Origin of the sequence: Saccharothrix sp. CB00851 (assembly GCF_001905065.1) — a bacterium.
In the GTDB taxonomy this organism is placed as follows: Bacteria; Actinomycetota; Actinomycetes; order Mycobacteriales; family Pseudonocardiaceae; genus Actinosynnema.
In genome coordinates this window covers 185,046-198,164 of sequence record NZ_LWLC01000003.1, presented here as the reverse complement: position 1 = coordinate 198,164, position 13,119 = coordinate 185,046, and the positions used below count along the sequence as shown (strand labels likewise).

Below are 13,119 nucleotides of genomic sequence, written 5' to 3'. Positions count from 1 at the left end.
CATCCCCCCAACGTCGGGCGACCATTAACGGGACAGGAACGGGAAAATAGTTGCAGCGCGGCGCTCGGCGCGGCTACTTCCGGCTTGCGGACTCGCGACCGGAAAATCCGTGATCACGCGACGGGACGCGTGCGCATTGCCGCGAAATGCGCACGAATCCTGCTGCGCCACACCTCGTACGGCGGTACCGGTCCCTCGGTGTCGGGTGCGACCGCGGTGGCGTCGGCGAGTTCCGACGCGGCCTCGGGGGTGATCTCCGCGAACGTTTCGACGGCGGTGGCGCTGTGCGCGGGGACGAATCCCGCGTGGACCCGGGCCTTCACCGCGAAGACCGAGCCCAGTGCCAGCTCCGGGCGGTGCTCACCCGCGGCGGCGGGCAGCGTGGCCAGCTCGTCGGGCGTGCCACCACCGGCGAACGTCGCCGCCAGGCCGACACCGCTCCACAGGTCGGCGTGCCGAGCCGGGTCGAACCGGCCCAGTGCCCGCGCCACCTCCTCGGCCTGTGCGCCGTGGATGAACCACAGCGCCCGACCGATGCCCTGGTCGATGGCGCGCGGGAAGTAGTCGGGTCGGCCCTGCCACGGGTAGGAAGGGGGCACGCGCTGCTCGTCAACCCACTTGCGGCTGTGGAAGTAGGCCAGGTCGAACCCGTAGCCGTCGACCGCGAGCCAGGTCATCGTCGGGTGGTAGGGCGAGCCGGCCAGATCCGGCACGACCTTGCGCCACAGCCCGCGCGGCAGGTGGTTCATGGCGAAACCGATGCCGATGTAGGCGACGAACAGGTGCTCCGCGCCCGGTCCGTTGAGCAGGTCGCGGGCCCGCGTGCCCCGGCCCATCACGTCGCGGATGGTGAACGCCATCGTCGCGCCCTCGTAGGCGAAACCGCGCAGTTCGGGCTCCACGAACCCGAGCCGCCGCACGATCTCGTCCTGGTCGCGGGAGTCGATACCCCACTCGAAGCCGCAGACGACCGACTGCGGGATGGCGTCCAGCTTTGGCGCGTACTCCGAGGACGCGCCGGGGAAACCGCGCGCGCCGAGCGTCACCTCCTGCAACGAAGGCGCCATCAAGAGCCTGCGCAGTGATCCCAGCGTTGTCGACATGGTGCCAGACCCCCAGTGCGTGTCGGGATTCTCGGTGTCCTCGGTCCGGACGTCGAGCGCTCCCAGGATCGGTCCGGAACGTCGGCGAAACCTTCTCCGAACATGCGCAATCCGTGGGCGAAACGGGTGGTTGGCACTGCGGGCCGGAATTCTCGCCGGTACCGGGTTCCCTTTGTCGGATCCGCACGGTGTTCCGGAGAGGAGAAGTCGGTCGCCACGGCGGTGCGCGGACCTCGGCGCGCTCCCACCACTCCGGGCGAGGCGCCGGTAACCGACCGTCGAAGACCGCTGAATCGTGGCAATGCGTGACGGCCCGGAACTCCGCGGAGTCCCGGGCCGCGAGTGCGTGCGTCAGTCCACGTTGGACAGCGTGAACTGGCCGGGCCGCCTGCCCTCACCGGCCGGACCGCGGTAGGCCTGGGCGATCTCCAGCCACTGCGTGGCGATCTCGCCCTCGGCCCGCACGTCCAGGTCGGCGTGGTGCCGCCGCCGGGTCACCAGCAGGCAGAAGTCCTCCGCCGAACCGGTCACGCGCTGGGCGGCGTCCTCCGGGCCGAAGGACCACAGCGTGCCGGACGGCGCGGTGATCTCGAACCGGAACTCCTCCGCCGGTGGCTCGCTGCCACGCGCCAAGTAGCCGAAGTCCTTGGTGCGCACCGCGAAACCGACCAGGAAACCGAGCCGGTCGTCCCACTCCCGACGCACACCGAGGGCGTCGGCGACGTCCTGGCCGTGCCCGAACAGCTCCATCATGCCCGCGCTGGCCAGCACCGCCGGCGGCAGTGGGTTCACCAGCCACGGCACCGTGGTGTCGGCGGGCACGGCGGCCAGCGCCTCGATCGCCTTGGCCTTGGTCTCGTGCCAGCGAGCCAGCAGCCCAGGGGTGTCGAGCGCGAGGTGCGGCGCCATGGCGCCATCGACGTTGGCGTTGAAGTCGGAGGACAGGCTCGCCGTCATCGCCTGGAACCGGTCGGGGTCGGCCGCCGCGAGGCCCGCCATGCCGAAGATCGAGATCAGGTGTGCCACCTGGTGCTTGACCGTCCAGCCCGGTGACGGCGTCGGCCGCGACCACTCGGAGTCGTCCAGGTCGGCGATCATCCGGTCGAAGTCGTCGCCCGTGGCCCGGAGCGCCGTGATCACATCCATGCGCATGTCCTTCGCTCGAGTTGACTGAGCCCTGACGATGCCGCAGGAGGCAGCGGAAGTCTTCTCACGTCGTGCTCTAAGCCCCGCCGCCCGACCTCACGCGGAACCGGCACGTCAGCGGCCGACCGAACGGCTCGTGCGGCTGACCGCGACCGGCCGGGCGGCGCACCCGTACCGCCGGTGCGGGCCTGCCGCCCGACGGGCGGTGGTGCCATCGTCGGGCAGCAGGTCCAGCGAGCGCGGTCAGGCGACGCCGGCGGCGATGAGCTGCTGCCAGATCACCCCTTGGTCGACGACCTCGACGCCGAGCTTCTCCGCCTTGGCGGTCTTGCTCGCGCCGACGTCCGCGCCGGTGATCAGGTAGTCGGTGTTGGCCGAGACCGAGGTCGCGGTGGTGGCGCCCGCCTTCTCGCAGAGCCGCTGGAAGGTCGGGCGGGGCACCTTCTCGCCGGAACGCGGGTCGCTGATCGCACCGGTGATCACCACCGTCTTGCCCGCCAACGGCGCGTCCGACGCCACGACGGGCGGCAGGTCCTCGTCCCGCACGTCCAGCGACACCCCGTGCTCCCGCAACCGTTCCAGCTCGGGCCGCAGCCGGGTCAGGTGCTCGGTCAGCGAGGCCGCGACCTTCGGGCCGATGTCCTCGACCTCCACGAGCCGGTCCTCACCGGCGTCGGCGACCTCCTCCAGCGAGCCGAACCCGGCCCGGCACAGGCGGGTGGCGGTGCCCTCCGAGGCCATCGGGATGGCCAGGCCGATCAGCGCGCGACGCAGACCCACGGCACGGCTCGCGGCGATCGAGTCGATCATGCGGGTGGCCGAGGTCGCGCCGATCCGGTCGAACTCCAGCAGCTGCTCCTTGGTCAGCCCGTAGAAGTCCGACGGGTGCTCCAGCAGCCCCGCCTCGGCGAGCCGCTCGATCCACACCGGACCGACCGCCTCGATGTCCGCCGCCGCCCGCGACGCCCAGTGGATCAGCCGCCGCACCGTCTGGGCGGGGCAGGCCACGTTGGTGCAGAACAACTCGCGGCTGTTGCCCTGCTCGGTCACCGGGTGCCCGCACGACGGGCACGCGTTCGGTGGCACGATCTCCAGCTCCGCGCCCGTGCGCTTGGACTCGTCCAGCACACCGGCCACGAACGGAATCACGTCGCCGGCTCTGCGGATCAGCACCGTGTCGCCGATCCTGATGCCACGCGCGCGGATCACCTCCTGGTTGGCCAGCGTCGCGCGGGTGACGGTCGTGCCGCCCACGAACACCGGCTCCAGGTGGGCGACCGGGGCGATCTTGCCCGTCTTGCCGACGTCCCACACCACGTCGACCAGCACCGTCGTCTTCTCCTCGGCGGCGAACTTGTACGCCAGCGCGCCGCGCGGCGAACTCGACCGGGTGCCGGCGGCCGCGAACGCGTCCCGGTTCGCCAGCCGCAGCACCGCGCCGTCCAGGTCGTAGTCCAGGTCGTTGCGACCTTGCTCGATCCCGGTGACGACCGCCAGCGCGGCCTCGGCGTCGGCGCAGTGCCTCATGTCGGCGACGTCGAACCCGAGCGCGCGCAGCCCCTCCTCCAGGTCGGCGCGGGCGCTGTCCGCCTCCGAGGTGTCCAGGTCGAAGGCGAAGAATCGCAGCCTGCGCTCGGCGACCGTGGCCGCGTCCTTCGCCCGCAGGGTGCCCGCGGCGGCGTTGCGCGGGTTGATCAGCGGCTTGTCCGGGTGGGCGGTGTTGTAGGCGGCGAACGTGGACCGCAGCATCACCGCCTCACCGCGCACCTCGACCCGGCCGGCCGCGCCGACCCGCTCCGGCACGCCGTCGACCAGGGCGCGCACCAGCGGCGTCACGTCGTCACCCACCGTGCCGGTACCGCGGGTGACCGCACGGGCCAGCCGCCCCTCCTCGTAGACCAGCGCCAGCGACAGCCCGTCCAGCTTCGGCATGACCACCACCGGCTGGCCGGGGAACCGGTCGAAGAACGCCTCGACCTGCTCCGGTCTGGTCGCCTTCTCCAGCGACAGCATCGGCCGCGAGTGCCGGACCGGCGCGTGCAGCACGGTGGGCGCGCCCACCTGCTCCAGCGGGTTCGGGTCGGGGGCCAGCTCCGGGTTCGCCTCGACCAGGCCCCGCAGCTCGTCCTCGATCGCGTCGTACTCCGCGTCCGCCACCAGCGGCGAGCCGCGGTAGTAGGCGTCGCGCAGGGCGACGACCTGGTCGGCGAGTTCCTGGATGCGTTCCCGAGCGTTCACGGCTGACAAGTTACCGGCGACCACCGACAATTCGCGGTGCGGACGATGCCCGCGGGCACGAATCTCGGTCGCGTGGCGGCCCGATCCGCCCTACCTTCTGCGTCGAGCAGAGGAGAACCGTGGAGCAGATCAGCAAGCGACTGATGAACTGGGCGTCCATCCTGGACCCGGGCACGCGCGAGCAGGCGGAGAAGGCCTCGCGCATGCCGTTCATCTACCCGCACCTGGCGCTCATGCCCGACGCGCACCTCGGGAAGGGCGCCACGGTCGGCAGCGTCATCCCCACCTTGGGCGCGATCATCCCGGCCGCCGTCGGCGTCGACATCGGCTGCGGCATGATCGCCGTGCGCACCCAGTTCACCCTGGACGACTTCCGCGACCGCCCGCTCGCACCGCTGCGCGTGGCGATCGAGAACGCCGTGCCGCTGTCGGCGGGCAAGTACAACACCCGGCTGACCGACACGGCGCGTGAGCGGGTGGAGGTGCTCAGCCGAGGTGCCGAGAAGGCCGGCTTCGAGCCCGGCCGCTACGCGGGCAACTGGGAACTGCAGCTCGGCACGCTCGGCAGCGGCAACCACTTCATCGAGGTCACGCTGGACGAGACCGGGCGGGTGTGGCTGTTCCTGCACTCCGGGTCGCGCGGCGTCGGCAACAAGATCGCCCAGAAGCATATCCGGATCGCGCACGAGCAGTGCGAGCGCCGGTGGATCGACCTGCCCGACCCGGACCTGGCCTACCTGGTCGAGGGCGAGGACGAGTTCTGGCACTACATCCGCGAGATGCGGTGGGCCCAGGAGTTCGCCTGGCTCAACCGCGAGGAGATGATGGACCGGGTGGTCGACTGCGTCGCGGAGTGGACGGGCCGTGAGGTGGACCGGCAGGAGGTCTTGAACTGCCACCACAACTACACCGAGCAGGAGACCCACTTCGGCAAGAAGGTGTGGCTGTCCCGCAAGGGTGCGATCAACGCCGAAGAGGGTCGGGCGGGCCTCATCCCGGGTTCGATGGGCACCGCGTCGTACGTCGTGGTCGGCAAGGGCAACCGCCTGTCGCTGAACTCGTCGCCGCACGGCGCCGGCCGGGAGTACTCGCGCTCGGCCGCGCGGCGGGCCTTCGACCGGGACGATCTCCGCAAGGCGATGGTCGGCATCGAGTACCGCGACACCGACGCGTTCATCGACGAGATCCCGGCGGCGTACAAGGACATCGACGTGGTGATGCGTGACGCGGCGGACCTGGTCGAGGTGCGCCACACGTTGCGGCAGATCGTCAACGTGAAGGGCGACTGAGCACGGCATGTAGTTGAGTGGTCGCGTGAGGTGAGGTCGGCTACGGTCGGCCTCATCTCCGCAGGTCAGCTCATTCCGGACCCCGACTATGCATGGTCATGCAACGTCGTGCATACTTCTGGTCGTGTCCAAGGTGCTCACTTACCTCCCCGCCGGCGAACACGTCGGCATCGCGTTCTCCGGTGGTCTCGATACGTCCGTGGCGGTCGCCTGGATGCGGGAGAAGGGCGCGGTGCCGTGCACGTACACCGCGGACATCGGTCAGTACGACGAGCCCGACATCGCATCGGTCCCCGGCCGCGCCGCCGCGTACGGCGCCGAGATCGCCCGCCTGGTCGACTGCCGGGCGGCCCTGGTCGAGGAAGGACTCGCGGCGCTGGCCTGCGGTGCGTTCCACATCCGCTCCGGCGGCCGGGCCTACTTCAACACCACGCCGCTCGGCCGGGCCGTGACGGGCACCATGCTGGTGCGCGCCATGCTCGACGACGACGTCCAGATCTGGGGTGACGGCTCCACCTACAAGGGCAACGACATCGAGCGGTTCTACCGCTACGGCCTGCTGGCCAACCCGTCCCTGCGGATCTACAAGCCGTGGCTGGACGCCGCGTTCGTCGGCGAGCTCGGCGGTCGCACCGAGATGTCGGAGTGGCTGCAGGCCCGCGGCCTGCCGTACCGGGCGAGCACGGAGAAGGCGTACTCCACCGACGCCAACATCTGGGGCGCGACGCACGAGGCCAAGTCGCTCGAACACCTCGACACGGGCATCGAGATCGTCGAACCGATCATGGGCGTGCGGTTCTGGGACCCCGAGGTCGAGATCGCCACCGAGGACGTCACGGTCGGCTTCGACCAGGGCCGTCCGGTGACCATCAACGGCAAGGAGTTCTCCTCCACCGTCGACCTGGTGCTGGAGGCCAACGCCATCGGCGGCAGGCACGGCCTCGGCATGTCCGACCAGATCGAGAACCGGGTCATCGAGGCCAAGAGCCGCGGCATCTACGAGGCGCCGGGCATGGCGCTGCTGCACGCCGCGTACGAGCGCTTGGTCAACGCGATCCACAACGAGGACACCCTCGCCGCCTACCACACCGAGGGCCGCAAGCTGGGCCGGCTGCTGTACGAGGGCCGCTGGCTGGACCCGCAGGCGCTGATGGTGCGCGAGTCGTTGCAGCGGTGGGTCGGCACGGCGGTCACCGGCGAGGTGACGATGCGCCTGCGCCGCGGTGAGGACTACTCGATCCTGGACACCGCCGGTCCCTCGTTCAGCTACCACCCGGACAAGCTGTCCATGGAGCGGACCGAGGACTCGGCGTTCGGGCCGGTCGACCGCATCGGCCAGCTGACCATGCGCAACCTCGACATCGCCGACTCGCGCGCCAAGCTGGAGCAGTACGCGGGGCTCGGCATGGTCGGCAGCCAGACGGCGTTGATCGGCACGCCGCAGGTGACGCCGACCGAGCTGATCGGCGCGATGCCCGAGGGCGGTGCCGAGGTGATCGCCTCCCGCGGTCGGGTGGCCGACGACGAGCTGCTCGACCACGCCGCCCTGGAAGCCGGCAACGACTGAGCCGCTCCGGGCGCTGACGAACGTTCGGCCGAGGCGCCCGCGCCGGTCCACGTGCGACGTGGCCGGTGCGGGCCTCGGCGTTCGGCGGGCGCCTCGGGCCTCACAGCCCGTGCCGGCGGTCGCCCGCGACGAGTTCGGCGACCCTGGCCTCGGATGCGGCCGAGAACGGGCTCCGGTAGTCCTCGACGGCCAGTCGGGTCTCCTCCGCGATCAGGTCGGCGTTGATCTGGGCACCGGCGACGGCACCGGCCGCGGCGGCCCCGCCGACCTGCGCGGCCAGGTCGGTGACGTTGCCCGCGACCCACACGCCGGGCACCTCCGTGCGGCCCATCGCGTCGGCCGGGATGTGCTCGCCCATCCCGGACGGGTGCGGCACCGGCCGCAGTCCCAGCGCGGTCAGGAAACCGGCGCGGGCCACCATCCGTGACGCGACCGCGACCACTTCGCGGCCGACCGTGCGGCCGTCGGCCAGCCGCACGGCGACGATGCGGTCACCGGCGATCTCCAGCGACGCCACCTCGCCCGCCACGACCTCGACACCCCGCGCGGCCAGCTGCTCGGCCTGCTCGGCGGTCGGCGGCTGCGTGTGGGCGAAGAACGTCACGTCGGCGCTGAGCTGCCGGAACATCAACGCCTGGTGCACCGCCATCGGCCCGGTGGCCAGCACGCCGATGGCCTGGTCGCGCACCTCCCAACCGTGGCAGTACGGGCAGTGCACCACGTCGCGGCCCCACCGCTCGCGCAGGCCCGGCACGTCCGGCAGCTCGTCCACCAACCCCGTGGTCACGAGCAGTCGACGTGCGCGGACCGTGCGGCCGTCGGCCAGCGACACCGCGAAACCGCCGCCGTCCCGCGTCACGGCGTCGACCTCGCCCGTTACGACGTGACCGCCGTAGCGGCGGACCTCCGCCCGGCCGAGTTCCACCAGCTCGGCCGGCGGCATCCCGTCCCTGGCCAGCAGCCCGTGCGCACCGTCGGCCGGCGCGTTGCGCGGCGACCCGGCGTCGACCACGACCACCGACCGCCGCGACCGCGCCAGCATCAGCGCACCGTTCAACCCGGCGGCACCGCCGCCGACCACCACCACGTCATAGCTGTCGCCCAGCTGAAAAGTCATCGCGACCACCTCCGCGACCACCATGCGTGAGTGGTGGGCGGAACGGCAAACGTTGTTGCCGATTCCGCAACGAGGGGCCGGCCCCCGGCTCCCACCGGGCCGGCCTCCCGTCAGGTGCTCAGAACCTCACCGTGGCGCAGCCGACCCGGGGACCGGCGGTGCCCGCCTTGCCCGGCTCGGTGGCGGTGCGCTGGGCGTGGACCACGACCGAGCCCGCCCGCCGGTCGGCGAACCGCCAGGGCACGACCGCGCCGACGACCGCGCGGCCACGGTCGTCGGTGGTGAAGTCCAGCCAGATCTCGTTCTCGGGGTTGGCGTAGGCGGGGTCCACCGACGGCTGGTTGGGGTCCACCACGTGCTGGTGGTGCGCACCCGCGTCGGTGGGTGCCGCGCCGCACGGGTACTGGTGGGCGTGCGCGCCGTAGGTCCGGTTGGGGACCAGGCCGTACACGCTGAGCAGTGCCTTCGTGGAGTGCCGGAGCGGGGTGGCCACGACCATCACGGCCGCGCCCGGCGCGATCAGCGCGGTGTCGTAGGTGTAGGCCTTGGTCGCCGCGTCCGGGGTGGCGAAGCGGGCCACCGTGATCGCGACCCCGCTGCCGTGAGGGCTGTCCGCGGCTGTCGCCGGCGTCACCGCCGTCGCGAGCAGTCCGCCGATGATCAGGGGAACCAGACGTTTCACACTTCTGCCTCTCGTGGGAAAGGCGGCGGCTGGGGTCGAAATTAGCACCGATCACCCGGCCCCGCTTTCACAGCTAATTCGGGGGCGGTGAACGGCGGGTCTGCCCCACACTGGGCGGCGTGCTGCTCACCCTGACCACAACCCACCGACCAGCCACCGACCTCAGCCACCTGCTGCACAAACACCCGGATCGGGCGCAGTCGTTCACCACCTCCTCCGGCACCGCGCACGTGTTCTACCCGCGCGCGGACGAGGAGGAGTGCACGGTCGCGCTGGTGCTGGAGGTCGACCCGGTGGCCCTGGTGCGCGGTCCCGGCAGCACGCTCACCCAGTACGTCAACGACCGCCCGTACGTCGCGGGCTCGCTGCTCACCGTCGCACTCGGCTCGGTGTTCCGGACCGCGTTGAACGGCCGCAGCAAGAGCCGCCCGGACGTGGCCGCCACCCCGATCCCGCTCACCGTGCGCGTCCCCGTCCTGCCGCACCGCCTGGTGGAACGGCTGTTCACGCCGCTGGGCTGGACCGCGCACATCACGCCCCTCCCGCTCGGCGACGGCGACGACTCGCGTTACGCCGACGTCACGCTCACCGGAACGCTCACCCTGTCCGAGGCCCTGAAGCACCTGTACGTCCTGCTGCCCGTGCTCGACGGCGACAAGCACTACTGGGTGTCCGAGGACGAGGTGGACAAGTTGCTGCGCGCGGGGGAGGGGTGGCTGGGCACGCACCCGGACCGCGAGCTGATCACCACCCGCTACCTGATGCGCCGCCGCCCGCTGGTGCAGTCCGCGCTGTCCCGGCTGGCCGACGTGGAGGAGGTCGAGCCGGAGGAGTTGGACAACGCGCTGGTCGAGCCCAAGGTCTCGCTGGCCGTGCAGCGGCGCGAGGCCATCCTCGACCAGCTCAAGCAGGCCGGCGCCCGGTCGGTGCTCGACCTGGGCTGCGGTGGCGGCGCGTTGCTGCGCGCCCTGCTCGAACACCCCGAGTTCGACCGCATCCAGGGCGTGGACGTGTCGTCGAGCGCCCTGGCCACCGCCGAGCGCAGGCTGCACGTGGACCGGATGTCGGATCGGCAGCGCGCCCGCCTCACGCTGCGCCAGTCGTCGCTGACCTACGCCGACCCGGAGCTGCAGGGCTACGACGCCGCCGTGCTGATGGAGGTGGTGGAACACCTCGACCCGGACCGCCTGCCCGCGTTGGAGCACTCGGTGTTCGTCGTGGCACGACCGCGCACGGTCCTGGTCACCACGCCGAACGTCGAGTACAACGCGTTGTTCGAGACCCTGCCGGAAGGCCGGCACCGGCACTCCGACCACCGCTTCGAGTGGACCAGGGCGGAGTTCGAGGACTGGACGAACGGTGTCGCGCAGCGCCGCGGCTACACCGTGCGGCACCTGCCGATCGGACCGGTGGACGCCGAGCGCGGCGCACCGACCCAACTCGCCGCCTTCACCCTCGTCGAACACAGCAGCCTGGGGGAAGACTGATGGAACTGAAGATCCCGGACCTCTGCCTCGTGGTGCTGGTCGGCGCGTCCGGCTCGGGCAAGTCCACGTTCGCGCGCAAGCACTTCCTGCCGACGCAGGTGCTGTCCAGCGACTACTTCCGCGGCCTGGTCGCCGACGACGAGAACGACCAGTCGGCGTCCGCCGCCGCGTTCGAGGCGCTGCACTTCGTGGCTGGCAAGCGCCTGGACGCGGGCCGCACCACGGTGATCGACGCGACGAACGTGCAGCGGTCCGACCGCGCGCAGCTGGTGGAGCTGGCCCGTGCGCACAACGTGCTGCCGGTCGCGATCGTGCTGGACCTGCCGGAGGAGGTCTGCCTCGCCCGCAACGCCTCCCGGCCGGACCGCGACTTCGGCCCGCACGTCGTGCGCCGCCACCGCGCCGCGCTGCGCAAGTCGTTGAAGCACCTCGGCAAGGAGGGCTTCAAGCGGGTGCACGTGCTGCGCACCCAGTCCGAAGTGGACGACGCGGTGATCGTGCCGGAACGGCTGCTGAACGACCTGCGCCACGAGACCGGGCCGTTCGACGTGATCGGCGACGTGCACGGCTGCCGCGCCGAGCTGGAGGACCTGCTGGTCAAGCTCGGCTACACGCCGGTGCGCGACGACGCCGGACGCCCGGTGGACGCCGTCCCGCCGGTGGGACGCCGTGCGGCGTTCGTCGGCGACCTGGTCGACCGCGGCCCGGACACGCCCGGTGTCCTGCGCCTGGTCATGGGCATGGTCGAGGCCGGGCACGCGTTCGCCGTGTGCGGCAACCACGAGCAGAAGCTGGTGCGTGCCCTGCGCGGCCGCAACGTGCAGGTCAAGCACGGTCTGGCGGAGTCGCTGGCGCAGCTGGCGGCCGAGCCGGAGGAGTTCCGCGAGCGGGTCGTGCGGTTCTGCGACGGCCTGATCGCGCACTACGTCCTCGACGGCGGCGACCTGGTGATCGCACACGCGGGCCTGCCGGAGAAGTTCCACGGCCGCGCGTCGGCCCGGGTGCGCAGCTTCGCCCTGTACGGCGACACCACCGGCGAGACCGACGAGTACGGCCTGCCGGTGCGCTACCCGTGGGCGACCGAGTACCGCGGCAAGGCGACCGTGCTCTACGGGCACACGCCCACGCCCGAGGTCGAGTGGATCAACAACACGATGTGCCTGGACACCGGCGTCGTGTTCGGCGGCAGGCTCACCGCGTTGCGCTACCCCGAGCGCGAGGTCGTGTCGGTCGACGCGCACGAGGTCTGGTACGAGCCGGTGCGCCCGCTCGTCGTGCCCGAGGCGGAACGGGAGCCGGACGTGCTCGCGCTGTCCGACGTGACCGGCCGCCGGTTCGTGGAGACGGCCCACCGCGGCCGGATCGGCGTGCGCCCGGAGCAGGCCGCGTCGGCGCTGGAGGTGATGAGCCGCTTCGCGATCGACCCGCACCAGCTGCTGTACCTGCCGCCGACGATGGCGCCGACGGCCACCTCGCAGCGACCGGACGTGCTCGAACACCCGGAGGACGCCTTCGCGGAGTACCGCGGCGCCGGCGTGCGCGAGGTGATCTGCGAGGAGAAGCACATGGGGTCGCGCGCGGTCGTCCTGGTGCGCCAGGAGGGCGGTGGCGTGATCCACACGCGGACCGGCCGGGCGTTCTTCGACCCGCCGTTGGGCGACGAACTGCTGGCCCGCGTGCGCGAGGAGGTGACCAGGGCCGGTCTGTGGGACGAGTTCGACACCGACTGGCTGCTGCTCGACGCCGAGCTGCTGCCGTGGAACGCCAAGGCGTCCGGGCTGATCAAGGAGCAGTACGCGGCGGTCGGCGCGGCGGCGACGGGTGCCCTCGGCGTCGCGGTGGACGTGCTGGCGCGGACCGCGGACCGCGGCATCGACGTCGGCGACCTGTTGGCGCGCACGCGGAACAGGCTGGCGAACGCCACCGGCTACCGCGACGCCTACCTGCGGTACGTGCGGCCGACCGACGGGCTGGCCGGCGTCACGATCGCGCCGTTCCAGCTGCTCGCCGCCCGCGGCCGGACGTTCCACGACCGCGACCACCGGTGGCACCTGGACGTGCTCGGACGCCTGGGCGGCGAGCACTTCACCCGGACCAGGCACCTGGTCGTCGACACGACGGACGACGAGCAGGTCGCCGCGGGCATCCGCTGGTGGGAGGACCTGACCGCGGCCGGTGGTGAGGGGATGGTCGTCAAGCCGCTGGCCAACCTGGTGCGCGGCGACCGCGGCCTGGTGCAGCCGGGCGTCAAGGTGCGCGGGCGCGAGTACCTGCGGATCATCTACGGCCCCGACTACACGGAGCCGGAGAACCTGGAACGCCTGCGCAAGCGCGGTCTGGGCGCGAAGCGGTCACTGGCGATCCGCGAGTACGCGCTCGGCCTGGAGGCGTTGGAGCGCGTCGCCCGGGACGAGCCGCTGTGGCGCGTGCACGAATGCGTGTTCGCCGTGCTCGCCCTGGAGTCGGAGCCGGTCGACCCCCGCCTCTGAG

General features: G+C 71.7%; 9 protein-coding genes. 4 read left to right on the top strand and 5 right to left on the bottom strand.

Features of this window, described 5'->3' with window-relative positions; translation table 11 throughout:
• Nucleotides 1-113 precede the first annotated feature (113 nt).
• From A6A25_RS06195 to ligA, 3 genes are all read right to left on the bottom strand, one after another.
• Nucleotides 114-1,103 (bottom strand): DUF1702 family protein, encoded by a 990-nt coding sequence (locus tag A6A25_RS06195; protein ID WP_073886795.1) that lies wholly within the window; start codon nt 1,101-1,103, stop codon nt 114-116.
• Between the two features lie 351 nt (nt 1,104-1,454).
• Nucleotides 1,455-2,249 carry a TIGR03084 family metal-binding protein gene (locus tag A6A25_RS06190; RefSeq protein WP_073886794.1) on the bottom strand — a complete coding sequence of 265 codons (795 nt, stop codon included), beginning with the start codon at nt 2,247-2,249 and terminating at the stop codon, nt 1,455-1,457.
• Nucleotides 2,250-2,492: 243 nt separating this feature from the next.
• The gene (gene ligA / locus A6A25_RS06185) at nt 2,493-4,487 is read right to left on the bottom strand and encodes an NAD-dependent DNA ligase LigA (protein ID WP_073886793.1); all 1,995 of its coding nucleotides are present in this window, start codon (nt 4,485-4,487) and stop codon (nt 2,493-2,495) included.
• Nucleotides 4,488-4,606: 119 nt separating this feature from the next.
• Between ligA and A6A25_RS06180 the strand changes: the two genes are divergently transcribed.
• The gene (locus tag A6A25_RS06180) at nt 4,607-5,776 is read left to right on the top strand and encodes an RtcB family protein (protein ID WP_073886792.1); all 1,170 of its coding nucleotides are present in this window, start codon (nt 4,607-4,609) and stop codon (nt 5,774-5,776) included.
• A gap of 124 nt (nt 5,777-5,900) precedes the next feature.
• Nucleotides 5,901-7,343: an argininosuccinate synthase gene (argG, locus tag A6A25_RS06175; protein ID WP_073886791.1), complete on the top strand. Its 1,443-nt coding sequence runs from the start codon at nt 5,901-5,903 to the stop codon at nt 7,341-7,343.
• 100 nt (nt 7,344-7,443) lie between these two features.
• Here the strand turns inward: argG and A6A25_RS06170 are convergent, their stop codons facing one another.
• A complete protein-coding gene (locus tag A6A25_RS06170; protein ID WP_073886829.1) occupies nt 7,444-8,460 on the bottom strand; it encodes an NAD(P)/FAD-dependent oxidoreductase in 1,017 nt (338 codons plus the stop codon).
• A gap of 118 nt (nt 8,461-8,578) precedes the next feature.
• The gene (locus A6A25_RS06165; protein WP_198932584.1) at nt 8,579-9,142 is read right to left on the bottom strand and encodes a superoxide dismutase; all 564 of its coding nucleotides are present in this window, start codon (nt 9,140-9,142) and stop codon (nt 8,579-8,581) included.
• Between the two features lie 119 nt (nt 9,143-9,261).
• Between A6A25_RS06165 and A6A25_RS06160 the strand changes: the two genes are divergently transcribed.
• Both A6A25_RS06160 and A6A25_RS06155 read left to right on the top strand, forming a co-directional pair.
• Nucleotides 9,262-10,629, top strand: a complete 1,368-nt coding sequence (locus A6A25_RS06160; RefSeq protein ID WP_073886790.1) for a 3' terminal RNA ribose 2'-O-methyltransferase Hen1 — start codon at nt 9,262-9,264, stop codon at nt 10,627-10,629.
• Nucleotides 10,629-13,118: a polynucleotide kinase-phosphatase gene (locus tag A6A25_RS06155; protein ID WP_073886789.1), complete on the top strand. Its 2,490-nt coding sequence runs from the start codon at nt 10,629-10,631 to the stop codon at nt 13,116-13,118. The genes A6A25_RS06160 and A6A25_RS06155 overlap by 1 nt, the downstream gene beginning before the upstream one ends.
• Nucleotide 13,119: the final 1 nt, after the last annotated feature.

What these genes read in the sequence shown, in the direction of transcription:
- A6A25_RS06195 (WP_073886795.1), bottom strand. Translation starts at nt 1,103, where the DNA reads ATGTCGACAACGCTGGGATCACTGCGCAGGCTCTTGATGGCGCCTTCG.
- A6A25_RS06190 (WP_073886794.1), bottom strand. Translation starts at nt 2,249, where the DNA reads ATGGATGTGATCACGGCGCTCCGGGCCACGGGCGACGACTTCGACCGG.
- A6A25_RS06170 (WP_073886829.1), bottom strand. Translation starts at nt 8,460, where the DNA reads ATGACTTTTCAGCTGGGCGACAGCTATGACGTGGTGGTGGTCGGCGGC.
- A6A25_RS06155 (WP_073886789.1), top strand. Translation starts at nt 10,629, where the DNA reads ATGGAACTGAAGATCCCGGACCTCTGCCTCGTGGTGCTGGTCGGCGCG.